Origin of the sequence: Parapedobacter sp. 2B3 (assembly GCF_041925275.1) — a bacterium.
Lineage (GTDB): Bacteria > Bacteroidota > Bacteroidia > Sphingobacteriales > Sphingobacteriaceae > Parapedobacter > Parapedobacter pyrenivorans_A.
Genome location: NZ_JBHEUZ010000011.1, coordinates 12,270 through 27,299, shown reverse-complemented (window position 1 = coordinate 27,299; position 15,030 = coordinate 12,270). Strand labels below are relative to the sequence as shown.

Annotated in this window: 13 protein-coding genes; 3 read left to right on the top strand and 10 right to left on the bottom strand. The window is 51.7% G+C overall.

Going from position 1 to position 15,030, the window contains the following annotated elements:
- Positions 1 to 64: 64 nt before the first annotated feature.
- Both ACEVG1_RS13260 and trpS read right to left on the bottom strand, forming a co-directional pair.
- Entirely contained in the window at positions 65 to 679 is a 615-nt protein-coding gene (locus tag ACEVG1_RS13260; protein ID WP_374744205.1) for a deoxynucleoside kinase, read from the bottom strand.
- 5 nt (positions 680 to 684) lie between these two features.
- The gene (gene trpS / locus ACEVG1_RS13255) at positions 685 to 1,680 is read right to left on the bottom strand and encodes a tryptophan--tRNA ligase (RefSeq protein WP_374744203.1); all 996 of its coding nucleotides are present in this window, start codon (positions 1,678 to 1,680) and stop codon (positions 685 to 687) included.
- Between the two features lie 161 nt (positions 1,681 to 1,841).
- Between trpS and ACEVG1_RS13250 the strand changes: the two genes are divergently transcribed.
- Complete coding sequence (locus ACEVG1_RS13250; protein ID WP_374744202.1) at positions 1,842 to 2,942, top strand: fatty acid desaturase; 1,101 nt, start codon at positions 1,842 to 1,844, stop codon at positions 2,940 to 2,942.
- Here the strand turns inward: ACEVG1_RS13250 and mazG are convergent.
- The 5 genes from mazG to ACEVG1_RS13225 all read right to left on the bottom strand — a co-directional run bounded on the left by mazG (position 2,937) and on the right by ACEVG1_RS13225 (position 10,522).
- Positions 2,937 to 3,740, bottom strand: a complete 804-nt coding sequence (gene mazG / locus ACEVG1_RS13245; RefSeq protein WP_374744201.1) for a nucleoside triphosphate pyrophosphohydrolase — start codon at positions 3,738 to 3,740, stop codon at positions 2,937 to 2,939. The genes ACEVG1_RS13250 and mazG overlap by 6 nt on opposite strands.
- A gap of 206 nt (positions 3,741 to 3,946) precedes the next feature.
- Positions 3,947 to 6,469, bottom strand: a complete 2,523-nt coding sequence (locus ACEVG1_RS13240) for an ATP-binding protein (protein ID WP_374744199.1) — start codon at positions 6,467 to 6,469, stop codon at positions 3,947 to 3,949.
- Positions 6,470 to 6,590: 121 nt separating this feature from the next.
- Complete coding sequence (gene clpB, locus ACEVG1_RS13235) at positions 6,591 to 9,182, bottom strand: ATP-dependent chaperone ClpB (protein WP_374744198.1); 2,592 nt, start codon at positions 9,180 to 9,182, stop codon at positions 6,591 to 6,593.
- 144 nt (positions 9,183 to 9,326) lie between these two features.
- A complete protein-coding gene (locus tag ACEVG1_RS13230) occupies positions 9,327 to 9,665 on the bottom strand; it encodes a GxxExxY protein (protein ID WP_374744196.1) in 339 nt (112 codons plus the stop codon).
- A 146-nt stretch (positions 9,666 to 9,811) separates the two neighbouring features.
- The gene (locus ACEVG1_RS13225) at positions 9,812 to 10,522 is read right to left on the bottom strand and encodes a TIGR00730 family Rossman fold protein (RefSeq protein ID WP_374744194.1); all 711 of its coding nucleotides are present in this window, start codon (positions 10,520 to 10,522) and stop codon (positions 9,812 to 9,814) included.
- A gap of 106 nt (positions 10,523 to 10,628) precedes the next feature.
- Here ACEVG1_RS13225 and recR point away from each other — a divergent pair, with 106 nt between their 5' ends.
- Both recR and ACEVG1_RS13215 read left to right on the top strand, forming a co-directional pair.
- On the top strand, positions 10,629 to 11,243 hold the full coding sequence (gene recR / locus ACEVG1_RS13220) for a recombination mediator RecR (protein ID WP_374744192.1): 615 nt from the start codon (positions 10,629 to 10,631) through the stop codon (positions 11,241 to 11,243).
- Complete coding sequence (locus ACEVG1_RS13215) at positions 11,224 to 12,045, top strand: SDR family oxidoreductase (protein WP_374744191.1); 822 nt, start codon at positions 11,224 to 11,226, stop codon at positions 12,043 to 12,045. Before recR ends, ACEVG1_RS13215 begins: the two co-directional genes overlap by 20 nt.
- A gap of 4 nt (positions 12,046 to 12,049) precedes the next feature.
- On the opposite strand, the gene ACEVG1_RS13210 is transcribed toward ACEVG1_RS13215, so the two are convergent.
- The 3 genes from ACEVG1_RS13210 to ACEVG1_RS13200 are packed head-to-tail and all read right to left on the bottom strand — an operon-like array spanning position 12,050 to position 14,984.
- Complete coding sequence (locus tag ACEVG1_RS13210; RefSeq protein WP_374744189.1) at positions 12,050 to 13,255, bottom strand: MFS transporter; 1,206 nt, start codon at positions 13,253 to 13,255, stop codon at positions 12,050 to 12,052.
- A 24-nt stretch (positions 13,256 to 13,279) separates the two neighbouring features.
- Positions 13,280 to 14,242, bottom strand: coding sequence for a bifunctional UDP-sugar hydrolase/5'-nucleotidase (locus tag ACEVG1_RS13205; RefSeq protein WP_374744188.1), 963 nt, complete (start codon positions 14,240 to 14,242; stop codon positions 13,280 to 13,282).
- Complete coding sequence (locus tag ACEVG1_RS13200) at positions 14,217 to 14,984, bottom strand: 5'-nucleotidase C-terminal domain-containing protein (RefSeq protein ID WP_374744187.1); 768 nt, start codon at positions 14,982 to 14,984, stop codon at positions 14,217 to 14,219. The genes ACEVG1_RS13205 and ACEVG1_RS13200 overlap by 26 nt, the downstream gene beginning before the upstream one ends.
- Positions 14,985 to 15,030 lie beyond the last annotated feature (46 nt).

Sequence of the window (15,030 nt, the reverse complement as noted above, 5' to 3'; positions counted from 1 at the left end):
GCTTAGGCGTTCATACAGGTAAGCTGCGTGCCGGCGGCATTGGCCCCGGCCGCACTTTTCTTCGTCAAAACAACCCGAATAACTCCGTTTGGACCTTTTGGAGCACAAATCCGAGGTCCTCGGGGTTATTGGCGAAATCGAGTTTATCTTTATCGAGGATAAGCAATTTCCCCTCCTTGTAGTTCTTGATCCACTTCTCGTATTTCGTATTGAGCTTCGATAGATAATCCAACCGGATATTGGCCTCGTATTCCCGGCCCCTCGTTTGGATATTTTCGACCAATGTGGGCACAGAAGCCCTGAGATAGATAAGTAAATCGGGGGGCTTGATATAGGAGACGATGCTTTCAAAGATATTGCTGTAGTTTTCAAAATCGCGCGCGCTCATCAGTCCCATGTCATATAGGTTTTCGGCAAATATATAGGCATCTTCGTAAATGGTACGGTCCTGTATGATGTTCGTTTCCTGTTGCTGTAGCTTCACGATGTGACGGAAGCGGCTATTGAGGAAAAAAATCTGTAGGTTAAATGCCCAGCGTTTCATATCGCTGTAAAAGTCCTCTAGATAGGGGTTGTCGTCCACAGCCTCAAATTGAGGTGCCCAATTGAGGTGGTTGGCAAGCAGCTTGGTGAGCGTTGTCTTACCTGCGCCGATATTTCCTACAATGGCTATGTGCATTTTTCCTAAAACTTCTTCAAACCAATAATTTCTCGTACATCCGCCAAGGTTTTCCGTGCACTTTCGCGTGCTTTTTCGTTCCCTTGGCGAATTGCCTTGCTAATATAGTCGTTATCATTTGAAATTTCATTAATGCGCGACCGAACAGGGGCCGTGGCAGCGATCATATCTTCGGCCAATTGCTTTTTGAGGTCGCCGTAACGTATCTGGCAGGTATTGTACAACTCGTCGAAATGTTTCACGGTATCGGGCGTGGAGACGGCTTCGAGCAGGGCGAAGAGGTTTTGGATTTCGTCGGGTTTCTGTTGGTTGGGTTCGGAGGGGCCACTATCGGTTACCGCACGCATCACTTTCTTGCGGATCACTTCCGGCGTATCCGAAAGGTAAACAGCGTTTGCCTCGCCCTCGGATTTACCCATTTTCCCTTTACCGTCCAATCCGGGTATTTTCACGAGCTGCTTGCTGAAGGAAAACGCATGTGGCTCGGTGAAATAATCGGTCTTATATAGCCGGTTAAAACGGTTCGCGAAGGTGCGTGTCATTTCCAGGTGCTGCTCCTGGTCTTTCCCCACCGGTACTTTTGTGGCCCGGTGCAACAGGATGTCGGCAGCCATCAACACCGGGTAGGTGAGGAGGCCTGCATTCACATTGTCTGGGTTTGCCCGTACTTTGTCTTTGAACGATGTAGCGCGCTCCAGCTCGCCGAGGTAACTATTCATGTTGAGGTAGAGGTACAGCTCCGTTACTTCGGGCACGTCCGATTGGACGTAGATGGTTGCCACATCGGGGTCGATGCCAGCGGCAAGGTATTCCACTGCCACTTGGCGCACGTTTGAATGTAGGTCGGCCGGAGTGGGGTGGGTGGTCAGCGAGTGGAGGTCTGCGATGAAAAAATAGCAGTTATGTTCGTGCTGCATCTGCACGAAATTGGTCACTGCCCCATAATAGTTCCCCAAGTGTAATTTTCCGGTACTGCGGATGCCGCTCACTACTGTTTCCATATTGCGTGCGAAAGTACGGATTTATTGGCAAATTTGGATGTGGGACTAGCGGCTATCGGTCATTGCAATGTCAATGTGGGGAATCATTCCCGCCATGATGATGCGGGTTTCAGGCTATTATCGCTACCTTTGTAGGGTCCGACTACTAATTTAAGTTACGCATGGAAACATTGGTGAAACCAACATATAAAAAACCTGGGCCCGATGATTTCTTTAAAAAGCTGCAAAAAGAGGTACAGGAAAAAGTACTTGGCGACAAGCGTATCCAACGACGGAATGTCTTGAAGACTTATTTCCTTCTTTTCCTGTACATAACGCTCTATGCCTGTATACTGGTATTTGGCAATTCCACGCCGTTGTTGTTCTTATGCTATATCTTCCTGGGCTTCTCGATGATTATGCTATTCATCAATGCGTTCCACGATGCGGCGCACGGATCGGTATTTAAGAAACGGAAGCATAACCAGCGGTTTATGTATGTACTGGAGCTTTTTGGCAGCAACAGCTGGCTGTGGGCCAAGCGGCACAATGCACTGCACCATCCTTATCCGAATGTCCAACATTGGGATACGGACATCAAGCAGAGTGACTTGGTTAGGATATTCCCCGATAGCGAATACTTGAACCAGCACCGCTACCAGCATATTTATATGTTTTTGCTATACCCTTTGTACACGCTCAATTGGTTGTTCATCCGTGATTTCAAGGATTTTTTCGGGACGAAGGACAACTACGTGAAGCGTATCCTGAAAATCCCCCGGGTAGAGTACTATCGGTTGTTCGCAGCCAAGGCATTCAATCTCTTTTACCTCATAGGTATCCCCCTGATGGTACTCAGCCAGCCGTGGTACATGGTGGTACTCGGGTGGTTGTGCATGCATATCTTCGGGAGTTTGCTGGGTGTTATCGCGTTGATATCGACACACGTGGATGAGACGGCTATCTTTCCGCTGCCACCTGCCGATGGGAAAATGGATGTGACGTGGGCAGAGCACCAGATGATGGTAACCAAGGATTTCAGCGCCGATAACCCGGTGGCCAATTTTCTGTTTGGCGGTTTTACCCATCATGTGGCGCACCATTTGTTTCCCCATGTGGCTCACACATATTATCCCTACATCACGCCCATTATCAAACGGTATGCTAAGGAATATAACCTGCCCTACACCTGTTATCCGGCCATCAAGGCCGTCCGGTCACACTTTGTTCTGCTGAAAAAACAAGGTTCAGGCGAGAATATATTCCAGCACGGCGAGTTATAACCGCTTGGCTTCTTCCCAGAAGATGTCCATTTCGGCGAGCGTCATTTCTTTCAGTTGCTTGCCACATTCCTTTGCCCGTGCCTCCAGGTGATTGAACCGCTTGATGAACTTCTTATTGGTCCGCTCGAGCGCATTTTCGGGATTGATGCCGATGAAACGGGCATAGTTGACCAGCGAGAAAAGGAGGTCGCCGAATTCGGCTTCGGCTTTTTCGGTGTCGAGGGTCTCGTTGGCCGTTACGTCAAATTCCTGCTTGAATTCTTCCAGTTCTTCCTCCACTTTCTGCCATACTTGGTGTTTTTCTTCCCAGTCAAACCCTACCCCCCGCACTTTATCCTGTATGCGGTAGGCTTTAACCAGGGCGGGTAGCGAATGCGGCACGCCTGCGAGTACCGATTTGTTGCCTTCTTTAAGTTTGAGCTGCTCCCAATTCCGTTTCACGTCTTCTTCGTTATCTACGTCTACATCACCATAGATATGTGGGTGGCGCGAAATCAATTTTTCACATACGCCGTTGAGTACATCCACCACGTCAAAAGCACCCTGTTCCTCCGCGATCCGCGCATAGAATACCAGATGCATCATCAGATCACCCAATTCTTTCTTCACCTCGTCGAGGTCGTTGTCCAATATCGCGTCGCCCAGCTCGTACATTTCCTCAATGCTGAGGTGGCGCAGCGTTTCCATGGTCTGTTTTCGGTCCCACGGACATTCCGCACGCAATGTGTGTAGTACCGTTAGTAATCGTTCGAAAGCTTTCGGGGGCGTTGGTTGGGATGGTGGTGGCGTATGGGGCATCGTTTTTTTGGCAAACTTAGATAAACTAGCTTTTATATGCAAGTTTACAAAACCGGCATATAAAACAAGTTTATTCGCTGCAATCTGCTTTCATCGGTGCTCGTGATTGCTTCGCAGTTATCGATTTCTCATCTGCTGCCAAAGAACAAGTTAGATGAAACTTAGATAAAAAAGGCGTTCGCGCAACCGAAGCGACAGCGCCTGGTTTATGTGGCGGCTGCTGGAGTAGGTGCATGCATCTGCAATTGCTGCGCGAAGATTTCCAAGGTTTCAATCGCTCTTTCCAATGCTGCTTTGTTCGGCATTTCGCCGCTCCTTGCATCAATTTCCATTTTCCGGAGCTGGAAAGCGATCCCATCACCGCCAATTTGGGCGGTACGCCCGGCGAGGCGGTGAAGCAGCAGTTCCACCGCTGCCAAATCGCCAGCGGCATGATGCGTTCTCAGGGCGGTAATGTCCGAAGCCGTATCCCTGAGGTAATGGTCAATGATGTTGCGGACCTGCTCATCGTCATCCAGCGCCATGTGTCGGATAGCCGACAACTTCGCCTGGCTTTCCTCATTGGGAAGGGAGCGTGACGAGATACCCACCAAACGAAGTAAATCCGCCTCTTTGAAAGGCTTTAGCAATAATCCGTCAAACCCTTGGGCAAGGATTTGCTCCTGCTCTTCGGGAAGTACCTGCGCGGTACAAGCATAGACGGTCACGCCTGCCGAGTCAATCTTCTTGCGTAGCTCCCTGTTCAATTGCGTGCCATCCATCTCCGGCATACGGATGTCCATCAGTATGGTTTTCACGGAAGGATCCCATGGGGCATCCAAAACGGCCTGGGGCGAATCGAAGCACCGGTAGGGAACCGCGTATTTGCCTAGTATATGCCGGCATAATGCCAGAATAAGCCTGTCGTCGTCTATAATCCAAACACCACCCCGGATAGGCGCAGGCACGTTTTCCGACTGCTGACCGTTGATGTCTGGAATCGGTTTTTCGTGCGTCTTAAGCGGCAGGTTCACCTTGAATACCGAACCGACGCCTTTTTTACTCTCAACGCGTATTTGGCCACCCATACTTTCGCAGATGGTTTTCACGATGCTCAACCCCAATCCACTACCGAAATGGGTGCCCGAATTGGCACTTTCAGATTGTTCGAAATCATTGAAGATACGCTCCAGATCACCCTTGGGTATGCCTTTGCCGGTGTCTTTGACAACGATATTCAGTTCGGTTTTTTCTGCGTACACCACTGTGCTGACATCCAGGTTCACCTTTCCTTGATCGGTAAACTTGATGGCATTGCTCAACAAGTTAAAAAGGATCTGTTTGATGCGGAACGCGTCACCAAGTACATGTCCCGATCCCAGCACGCGCGTATTGAGCACCAGTCCGATCCCTTTGGTTTGGGCTTGCGTGGTCATGGCGGCGACGACACTACTTACCAGCCCTTCCACGGCAAACGGCTTTTCATTCAGCGTAATCTTGCCCGATGTGATCCGGCTATAGTCCAGTATTTCATTGACGATTTGGAGTAGGTGTTCGGACGATTGGTAGATGGCGTCGACCTTCGCATCGCCGGCAGGTTGCCCTTGCTTGAGCTGTTCCGAATAACCGATGATGGACTGCAGGGGCGTGCGCAATTCATGGCTCATATTGGCCAGGAAACGCTGTTTGGCCGCGGCGTGGTATTCCGCTTCCTCCTTGGCGGCCTCCAATGCGATGTGGTAGGCGTTGCTTCGGCGGATGTCGGCCAGTATCAAATAGACCATGATGGCCGTGATGAAGAAGAACACGAGGATGATGCCCCCGATGCGCCATACGCTTTCGCTCACAACCGCCTTGGCTTGCAGGTTGTCTATTTCCATCTGTTGCATAGCCTCGTTTTCTACCGAGTGCAGGATGCTAAGCATGTTGCTGATGAGGGCATTGCTGGCTACGGTCAGCTCCATTTCGCGGTCCACGAACTGTTCCCGCTGCTGCTGTTGGAGCCGTTGGAAGCGCTGTACGGCACTGTCGATACGCGCCAATATGCTGTCGGGCTGGCTGGCCCTGATGGTGTCGATAATGGTCTCCATCTCCTCTTCCACCATACGTCGCTCTTCGACTACTTGTTGCGGTTGGTCGGTACGCTTCCTGCCGAAAACGCGTGAAAGAAAGCTACGGTCATCCTGCGCCACAGGCAACGCCACGGCACTGGTATCGCCCGCTATCGTGGTTGTCCGGCGTTTCCGCTCGGTAGTGACGACTTTGCTCTCCGTATTGGGTTCATAGATGATGTCGCTCAGTGATTGTAGCTGTTCCGAAAACTCTTCGCTATCCACCACTTTCTCCCGAACCTTTACATAGGCGTTGAAGAGTCTGTCGCGCTGCCGGAGCAATGTTTTTATGGAGTCGATGCGCGATTGCTGCATGTCACTGCCTTCATACAGCCCTTTCAGCGAGTCGAGGGAGTTAACGATCGCCGCCGATTCTTTGGAAAAGCTCTTGTAGGCAGTGTTGCCACCGAATGCTTGCGCGCGTTGCAGCTGATCGAGCCGCATGATGTCTCGTGAGATACCACTCACGATTTCCAATTTTGGCTCAGGGGTAGTGATGCTTTCCACGGTATCCATGATTTCGGTGAAAGCGACCCGGCTGATTACCCACGCCAGTACCAGCGAAACTGCGCATGATAGGAACACGAAGATGACCTTGCGCCGTACACTCCGCGTCGATTTTATGTTTCGGGTAGGCATGGACATTCCCTTACTTTTCAGTAAAGTTACCAAAAATTGTGCTAGATATGGTCACTAGTCGTCAGTCATTAGTCGTTAACCTCACGTTTCTGTGCCGCGATGTGGAAGCTAAAATCTCATGTTACCCGTTCAAAAACACAAACTTGTTGTCGAACATATCGAGTTTTACCTTTGCATCTTTGTCTATTTTCCCTGCTAGAATCTCTTTCGACAGCTCGTTGAGGATGTGCTTCTGGATGACGCGCTTCAGTGGCCGCGCACCGTATTGGGGGTCATAGCCCAATTGTGCGAGCCAATCGAGTGCTTCGTCGCTGGCCGTAAGCCGGATGCCTATATCGGCCAATTGATGTTGCAGGTTGGCGAACTGCAGGTGTACGATTTTGCCGATCTCCTGCCGGTTCAGCGGCGTGAACATGATGATCTCATCGATACGGTTCAGAAATTCAGGGCGCATGGATTTCTGGAGCAGTTCAAACACCTCGTTTTGCGTTTTCGCCATTACCTCCGCGTGGTTTTCATCCGTTAGGTTGCTGAAATTCTCCTGGATGAGGTGTGAGCCTATATTGGACGTCATGATGATGATGGTGTTCTTGAAATTCACCATGCGCCCTTTATTGTCCGTAAGGTGCCCGTCGTCCAGTACCTGTAGCAAGATGTTGAACACATCCGGGTGTGCCTTCTCGATCTCGTCGAGCAGGACCACCGCGTAGGGCCTGCGCCGTACGGCTTCGGTAAGCTGACCGCCCTCATCATAACCCACATACCCCGGAGGCGCCCCGATGAGGCGGGATACGGCATGTCGCTCTTGGTACTCGCTCATGTCGATGCGCACCATGGAGTGCTCATCATTGAAGAGAAATTCGGCCAACGCTTTGGCCAGTTCGGTTTTGCCCACACCGGTGGTGCCGAGGAAGATGAACGAACCGATGGGGCGCCGTTCGTCGCTCAAGCCTGCGCGCGACCGCCGGATGGCATCGGAAATCGCCTCGATGGCTTCTTCTTGCCCCGCTACACGTTTGTGCAGTTCTTCTTCAAGATGTAGCAATTTGTCACGCTCGCTCTGCACCATTTTGGCAACCGGCACCCCGGTCCAACGCGACACCACCCCCGCGATATCCTCTGCCGTTACCTCTTCTTTGAGCATGCGGCTGTCGCCCTGTTTTTCACCGAGCTCCTTCTTGAGTGCTTCCACCTTGTCTTGCGATTCTTTAATGCGCCCGTAGCGTATTTCGGCTACGCGTCCGTAGTCGCCCGCCCGCTCCGCTTGGTCAGCCTCCAGTTTGTAGTTTTCGATCTGTTCGATCTCCTGGTTGATGCTGTCAACCACTGTTTTCTCGCTTTGCCATGCCGCGCGCAGTGAATCACGCTCCGTACTGAGGTTTGCGATTTCTTTGCTCAATTCGTCGACCTTTTTGGTGTCTTTCTCGCGCTTGATGGCTTCACGTTCAATTTCCAGCTGCATGATGCGGCGTTCGATTTCATCCACGGCTTCCGGAACGGAATCCATTTCCAACCGTAGTTTCGACGCGGCCTCATCCATCAGGTCGATGGCTTTGTCGGGCAGGAAACGGTCGGCAATATACCGTTGCGACAGTTCGACCGCTGCGATGATGGCTTCGTCGAGTATGCGTACCTTGTGGTGTGTCTCGTAGCGCTCCTTCAATCCGCGTAGAATGGATATGGCATCCTGTGTGTCTGGTTCTTCCACCATCACCTTCTGGAACCGCCGCTCCAGCGCCTTGTCCTTCTCGAAGTACTTCTGGTATTCGTTGAGGGTGGTGGCACCGATCGCACGCAATTCACCGCGTGCAAGTGCCGGCTTGAGGATGTTCGCGGCATCCATCGCCCCTTCGCCACCTCCGGCGCCGATGAGGGTGTGTATTTCGTCGATAAACAGGATGATCTCACCGTCGCTCTGCGTCACTTCCTTTACCACTGCTTTGAGCCGCTCTTCAAATTCGCCCTTGTATTTTGCCCCAGCAATCAAGGCGCCCATGTCTAGTGAGAAGACGGTTTTCGTTTTCAGGTTCTCGGGCACATCCCCTTTAATGATGCGGTGTGCAATGCCTTCGGCAATGGCTGTTTTGCCGACCCCGGGCTCACCAACCAATATGGGGTTGTTTTTCGTCCGGCGCGAGAGGATTTGGATAACCCTCCGGATTTCGTCATCGCGCCCGATGACAGGGTCCAGCTTGCCGGATTCGGCATACTCATTCAGGTTACGTGCATACTTGTTAAGGGCGTTGTACGTGGCCTCCGCATTCTGATCGGTTACCCGCGCATTACCGCGTAGGTCACTGATGGCCTTTTTCAGATCTTTCTCCGTAATGCCTTGGTCTTTCAATAACGACGCGGTTTTGTCGCCTGCGTGGAGGATGCCTAACAAGATATGTTCGATGGATACGAACTCGTCCTTGAACTCTTTGAGGTACGACTGCGCTTTCTGCAAAGCCGCGTTGGCGCCTGACGATAGGTAGATATTGCTGCCGCTCACCTTGGGGAACGTGGCAATCTGCTTGTCGAGCTCGTCTTCCACATGTTTCACGTTTACATTCAGTTTTTTAAGCAGGTGGCTCACTACGTTTTCATCCACCACGAGGAGTGCCTTCAGTATGTGGGCTGTTTCGATGGGTTGCTGTTGGTTACCCGAGGCAATTTCGGAAGCTTTTTGGATGGCTTCCTGTGCTTTGATGGTATAGTTGTTGAAATTCATTGTCGTATTTATTTCAGAGTTATACGCAAAACAAATACCATGGGCGATTTGATTGGGTAATCGGAAATTTTGTCGTGTTAAATTTCGGAAATATGACTAAATGTCTGTATGTTAATAGGTTGTGCTGAAATATTTGCAGTTGTTTCACGCAAAGGTCGCGAAGTTTTTTTCGCGCGGAGTCCACGAAGGATTATAGGTTGTTGACGATACGGTGGATGTCGTTTTTTTTAGCGTTGTGTTGAAATTGATCAATAAGCCTAATTTCAAGCTTGATAACTTTAGGTAGGTTAGTGTTTGAGCATAATGCACGGGAGCTAATTTTTCTATTGATTTGATTTCGATAATGACCTTATTTTCTACTAAGATATCGAGACGATACCCGATATCTTGTTGGATACCCTTATATAAAAATGGCATATCAACCTGTTGCTTTACTTGAAAACCAGCTTGTCGTAAATCGTAAGCCAGTGCATTCTCATACACAGATTACAACAGTCCCGGACCTATCGCCCGGTGCAATGCGATTGCTTTACCGGTAATTTGGTAAGATAGTTCGTTTTCCATAGGGGGGTATTCTTTATACTTTGCGCTCTTTGCGAGATCCTTATGCGGCCTTTGCGTGAAAAGCGCTAAAAATTCGGTTTGAGCAAATACTTGTCGTAAAACCGGAAGATGTGTTCTGCGGCTTCCTCGGCCGTATCCACCAGCCGGTAGAGGTTAAGATCTTCTGGACTGATATTACCTGCATCGAGCATGGTTTTTTTAACCCAGTCAATCAACCCGCCCCAGTAATCTTTGCCCACGAGGACGATGGGGAAACGGGCAATCTTCCCCGTTTGAATGAGTGTGATGGCTTCGAACAGCTCGTCCATGGTGCCGAAGCCGCCGGGGAGTACGATGAATCCCTGTGAATATTTCATGAACATCACCTTACGGACGAAGAAGTAGTTGAACTGTAGTAGCTTATCGCGGTCGATGTATGGATTATTGAATTGCTCAAATGGAAGTTCAATATTGATACCCACGGATTTCCCGCCGGCCTCATAGGCCCCCTTGTTGGCAGCTTCCATGATGCCAGGCCCTCCACCGGATACGACGCCGTATCCCCGTTCCGTCAGTAACCGGGCAATATCTTCCGCTAGTTTATAATAGCGGTGGTCTTGTGGGGTCCTTGCCGAGCCGAACATGGATACACAAGGACCTATTTTGGCGAGCTTCTCGAATCCATCCACAAACTCGGCCATGATCTTGAAAATTTGCCACGAATCTTTGACTTTGATTTCCTGCCATGTCTTGTTTTCAAAGGCACGCATGATTTTATCTTCCCGTGTTCTAGCCATAGATGATTTTTTTGATTTTCGCTAATGTAGTATTTTTCATGCAGAAGCAGTCGTGACTTGGGACTTACCACTAGAAGACTTACAACTAAAAAAGTATCTTTGCGTTATGAACTTTTCCTCCAAATTATTGGAACAAGCCGTGGCCGAGTTTGGCCGCTTACCGGGCGTAGGCCAGAAAACGGCGTTGCGTCTTGTACTCCATCTACTGAAGCAGCCCGAAGGCGAGGTATCGCGGTTTACGGAAGCGCTTGATCGGTTGAAACGCGAAATCCGGTACTGTACCACCTGCCACAATGTTTCGGACACCCTAATTTGCGAAATCTGCGCTTCGCACAAAAGGGATGGCGGATTGATCTGCGTGGTGGAAGATACGCGCGACGTGATGGCCATCGAGAATACCGATCAATACCAAGGTGTATATCATGTGTTGGGAGGGCTTATATCGCCCATGGACGGTATCGGGCCATCGGATCTGCAGATCGACAGTTTGGTGGCACGTGTGGCGGCGGGGGGTGTGCACGAAGTGATCGTAGCCCTGAGCGCTACCATGGAAGGAGATACCACTATCTTTTACCTTTATAAGAAACTCAAAGACTTCGGGGTGCAGATCAGTACCATCGCAAGGGGGATTGCTTTCGGGGGCGAATTGGAATATGTGGATGAAGTGACGTTAGGTCGCTCCATTGCTACACGGGTGCCTTATGAGCGGAGCATTGCGTAATAAAACCATCATCGTCACGGGGGCATCGTCTGGCATCGGTTTGGCATGTGCGGAGGCATTTGCCCAACAAGGCGCCAACCTGGTTCTAGGAGCACGGCGTTATGTCGATTTATGCACCCTTGCACAATCGTTGGAAAAAGCCCACAGTGTCCGCGCCGTGGCGGTACGGTGTGATGTGGCCAACGAGGCGGATTGCAAAAGCCTCGTACAGCAGGCGTTGACCACCTTCGGAAGTATTGATGTGTTGGTCAACAATGCGGGCATCAGCATGCGGGCGCTGTTCACCGATTTAGATTTGGCCGTGCTGCACCGCCTGATGGATGTGAATTTTTGGGGTACGGTCCATTGCACCAAGTATGCCCTGCCCGAATTGCTGCGCCGCAACGGGTCGGTTGTGGCCGTATCGTCCATCGCAGGTTACCGGGGGCTGCCCGGCCGTACCGGGTATTCGGCCTCCAAGTTTGCCATCCATGGTTTTATGGAGTCGTTGCGGGTAGAAAATTTGAAGACGGGTTTGCATGTGATGGTTGCCTGCCCCGGTTTTACGGCATCCGGTATCCGGGCGGCGGCGTTGGATGCTGCAGGCGAGACCCATGGCGAAACCAGCATGGATGAAGGTAAGATGATGACAGCAGCGGAAGTGGCCGGCCGGATTGTGCAGGGGGTTGTCAAACGTAAACGCACCCTGGTGATGACGCAGCAGGGCAATTTTGCCGTGCTGATGAACAAGCTGTTGCCCGCATGGGTAGATAAGAAAGTGTACCAATTGTTTGCCAAGGAAAAGAACCCACTGGTAAAATGAAATGCTATCCCTGCATTTTTCTCACCACCAAATAAAGCCCGGCTGCCACGCCCACAAGCACGATGGCCGTGCCCGACCAGAGCACATTGAAACCAAATTCGTCGGCTATGCGGGTGCCTAGAAACGGAGAGAACACATGCGCGGCAGAAAAGGCAAGAGCATTGAGCCCCATGTATGCCCCTTGGTTTTGCCGGGAGGCACGTTTCACGGCAACGGAAGCCATAAAGGGCATCGCCCATATTTCTGAAATGCTCAATAAGAAAATCGACGCATAGAGTATCCAATAATCGGCAGGTATCGGTAGCATGGCGAAGGATATGGCGCAAAGTACGGTGCCCAAGCCGATGCTGGTCGCATAGGTCAGCCGCCGCTCAGCCATGTGGACCAGCAGCATTTCAAAAACAACCACCACCAGCCCGCTGAATCCAAGTATCAGACCTACTTGCTGCTCGTTGAGGGCATGGGTCTTTTGGTAAAACAGTGGTAGCGTACTCAGTAACTGGAAAAAACAAATCGCATAGGCACAGCATAGCAGGCTGAAGAGGAGGAAGGTCCAATCGCGATAGGGCGATCGGACCATGGACGCGCGGGCGGTATGCTCGGCCGCTTTCGCACGTTTAGCCCCTTTACGCCGGTAGAAGAACAGCACGAAAATCACGGCCGCCGCGAATGCACCGATCGCATTGCCGTAGAAAATCCAGTGGTAGGAGATGGACGCCAGAAATCCACCCAACGCCGGACCCACCGAAAAACCCAAGTTGATGGCCATCCGGTTCAACGAGAACGCCCGGGTGATGTTTTCGGGGCGCGCGTAGCGGGCCACGGACACCGAGTTGGCAGGGCGGAACGATTCGGTGACCACGCTCAGGATGTAAATAGCCGCCGCCAGTGCATGTACGGACGTGAACAAGGGTAAGATGGCGAACAAGGGAACGGCAACAAACAAGCTCAACGCCTGTACCCAAAAATTCCCGAAGCGGTCCGTCAGCCACCCGCCGAGCCATGATCCGGTGATGGCCCCCAATCCGAAGCAAGCCAGTACTACACCCACTTCGCGGATCGAGAAACCCAGTGCCTGTGTCATGTATAGTCCGAGGAAAGGGAGTACCATGGCACCCGTACGGTTTACGAGCATCACGAGAGCCAGTAACCAAGCGGGACGGGATAAGCCCCGGTACGAATCGATATATAGGCGTAAAAACGTTTTCATGGAAAATGGCCTGTTTAGCCCGTATCATCCATGTTCGATGGGGGCGTGCCCGTGGGGCGAAATCTCATACGTGCCAGCCATCACCAGCTTTTTCCTTCCCGACTTCCGCTCGAATTGATAATCCAAGCGCCCGAGGTTAATGCCCGCGAATCCGACCTGGTTGATGAGGGTCACGCCACCACCGAGGTTCCGCATGGATTCCGGTTGGGGCATGAACGTGTGGGTGTGCCCGCCGATAATGAGGTCGATGTCACGCGTGTTTGCCGCCAGCACCCGGTCACACACGCGGTTATCGTCATAGCGGTACCCGAGATGCGAAAGGCAAACGACCAAGTTGCATTTGTAATCGTTCCTGAGCCGGGCCGCTATTCCGTTGGCTACAGGAATGGGGTCTAGGTAGTGTACACCGTGGCAAAGCGTAGGGTCTACCAGCCCCGCCAATTGGATGCCGAGTCCGAATACGCCGACCCGAAGCCCTCCTTTCCTGAAAATGGCATAATCGCGCGTTTTTCCGTTGAGGATCGTATCGCTGAAGTCGTAATTGGCCGTCAGGAAAGGGAAATTAGCATAAGGCACCATGTCGGCGAGGCCAACCAGTCCGTTGTCAAACTCATGGTTGCCGAATGTGCCCGCATCGTATCCCATTTTGCTCATGAGCTCCAATTCGACCTTACCGCCGAAGAGGTTGAAATAGGGAGTGCCCTGCACCATATCGCCCGCATCGAGCAACAGCACGTTGCGCTGCTCCCTGCGGATTTGTTCCACCAACGTCGCACGGCGTGCCACGCCACCCAGCCCTTGGTTGCGCGAGCCGTCCATCGGGAAGGGTTCGATGCGGCTATGCACATCGTTGGTGTGCAGGATGGTGAGGGCGGTATGTTCATCATTGGCAAGGGCCAACGCGGGCACGCTCACGGCAGAAAATGCCGCCAATGTACCTGCCTGTTTCAGGAAATTGCGTCTATTGGTTGCGTGTGATTCTTCCATCGAGTTGTACGTTGATGTCATTGCCTGCCAGTGCTTCGCTGCTCACGTAGTCGATCAGTGCTTCGCGCACTTTCATGCCCAGATCCGTTCGGCTTACCGGGTCGTTGAGGCCCCGCGAATTATCACCCCCGTTGGCTAAGTAGTCATACGTAGCCAATTTATAAGTACGGGCGTTGTCCAAAGGTTTCCCGCCTATCCGGATGTCGGTTGCCTTGCCGCCATCGATTTCCATCCGGATACCCGATACGGGTTGCCCGTCCGTGGTGGCAATGAATTGTGCCAATTCACGTACCCTTTCGCCGGTGAGCTCCAATATAACGATTTCGTTTTCAAACGGCATCAGTTCGAAGAGATGGCCGATGGTAATAGGGCCTTGATGGAGCTCGATGCGGAGCCCCCCTTTTGTGCCAAAGGAAAAATCGGCCTCGGGATCCTGTTTCCGTGCCTCGGCCAATAGGACGTCGGCAAAGAAATTCCCCAAGAGCGTCTCGGGGGCATCGCGGGGTTTGGTGAGGCTGACGGCTGCGTGGCCGACCACCCGGTTCATCTCGGCTTCCAGCTGTTTTTTGTAAGGCGCGTAGAATCGCACATAGTCGGGATCGTCGGCAACGGTGGTGTCTACCTGCAGTTCGGTGTAAGCGGCTTTTCCGCTCGGTACAAAATACCTGCTGCAAGACGCACCTCCTAGCCAAATAGCTACGGCCAGTAGCGGAAAGTACCGTCGGATGGTAAGATATTTCATGCGTGTCGATACCTCATGGGTATTGCATCCATGGGTGAGGTAAAGG

Coding starts and splice junctions, on each gene's coding strand:
- ACEVG1_RS13260 (WP_374744205.1), bottom strand. CDS start 679: ATGCACATAGCCATTGTAGGAAATATCGGCGCAGGTAAGACAACGCTC.
- trpS (WP_374744203.1), bottom strand. CDS start 1,680: ATGGAAACAGTAGTGAGCGGCATCCGCAGTACCGGAAAATTACACTTG.
- ACEVG1_RS13250 (WP_374744202.1), top strand. CDS start 1,842: ATGGAAACATTGGTGAAACCAACATATAAAAAACCTGGGCCCGATGAT.
- mazG (WP_374744201.1), bottom strand. CDS start 3,740: ATGCCCCATACGCCACCACCATCCCAACCAACGCCCCCGAAAGCTTTC.
- ACEVG1_RS13240 (WP_374744199.1), bottom strand. CDS start 6,469: ATGCCTACCCGAAACATAAAATCGACGCGGAGTGTACGGCGCAAGGTC.
- clpB (WP_374744198.1), bottom strand. CDS start 9,182: ATGAATTTCAACAACTATACCATCAAAGCACAGGAAGCCATCCAAAAA.
- ACEVG1_RS13225 (WP_374744194.1), bottom strand. CDS start 10,522: ATGGCTAGAACACGGGAAGATAAAATCATGCGTGCCTTTGAAAACAAG.
- recR (WP_374744192.1), top strand. CDS start 10,629: ATGAACTTTTCCTCCAAATTATTGGAACAAGCCGTGGCCGAGTTTGGC.
- ACEVG1_RS13215 (WP_374744191.1), top strand. CDS start 11,224: ATGAGCGGAGCATTGCGTAATAAAACCATCATCGTCACGGGGGCATCG.
- ACEVG1_RS13210 (WP_374744189.1), bottom strand. CDS start 13,255: ATGAAAACGTTTTTACGCCTATATATCGATTCGTACCGGGGCTTATCC.
- ACEVG1_RS13205 (WP_374744188.1), bottom strand. CDS start 14,242: ATGGAAGAATCACACGCAACCAATAGACGCAATTTCCTGAAACAGGCA.
- ACEVG1_RS13200 (WP_374744187.1), bottom strand. CDS start 14,984: ATGAAATATCTTACCATCCGACGGTACTTTCCGCTACTGGCCGTAGCT.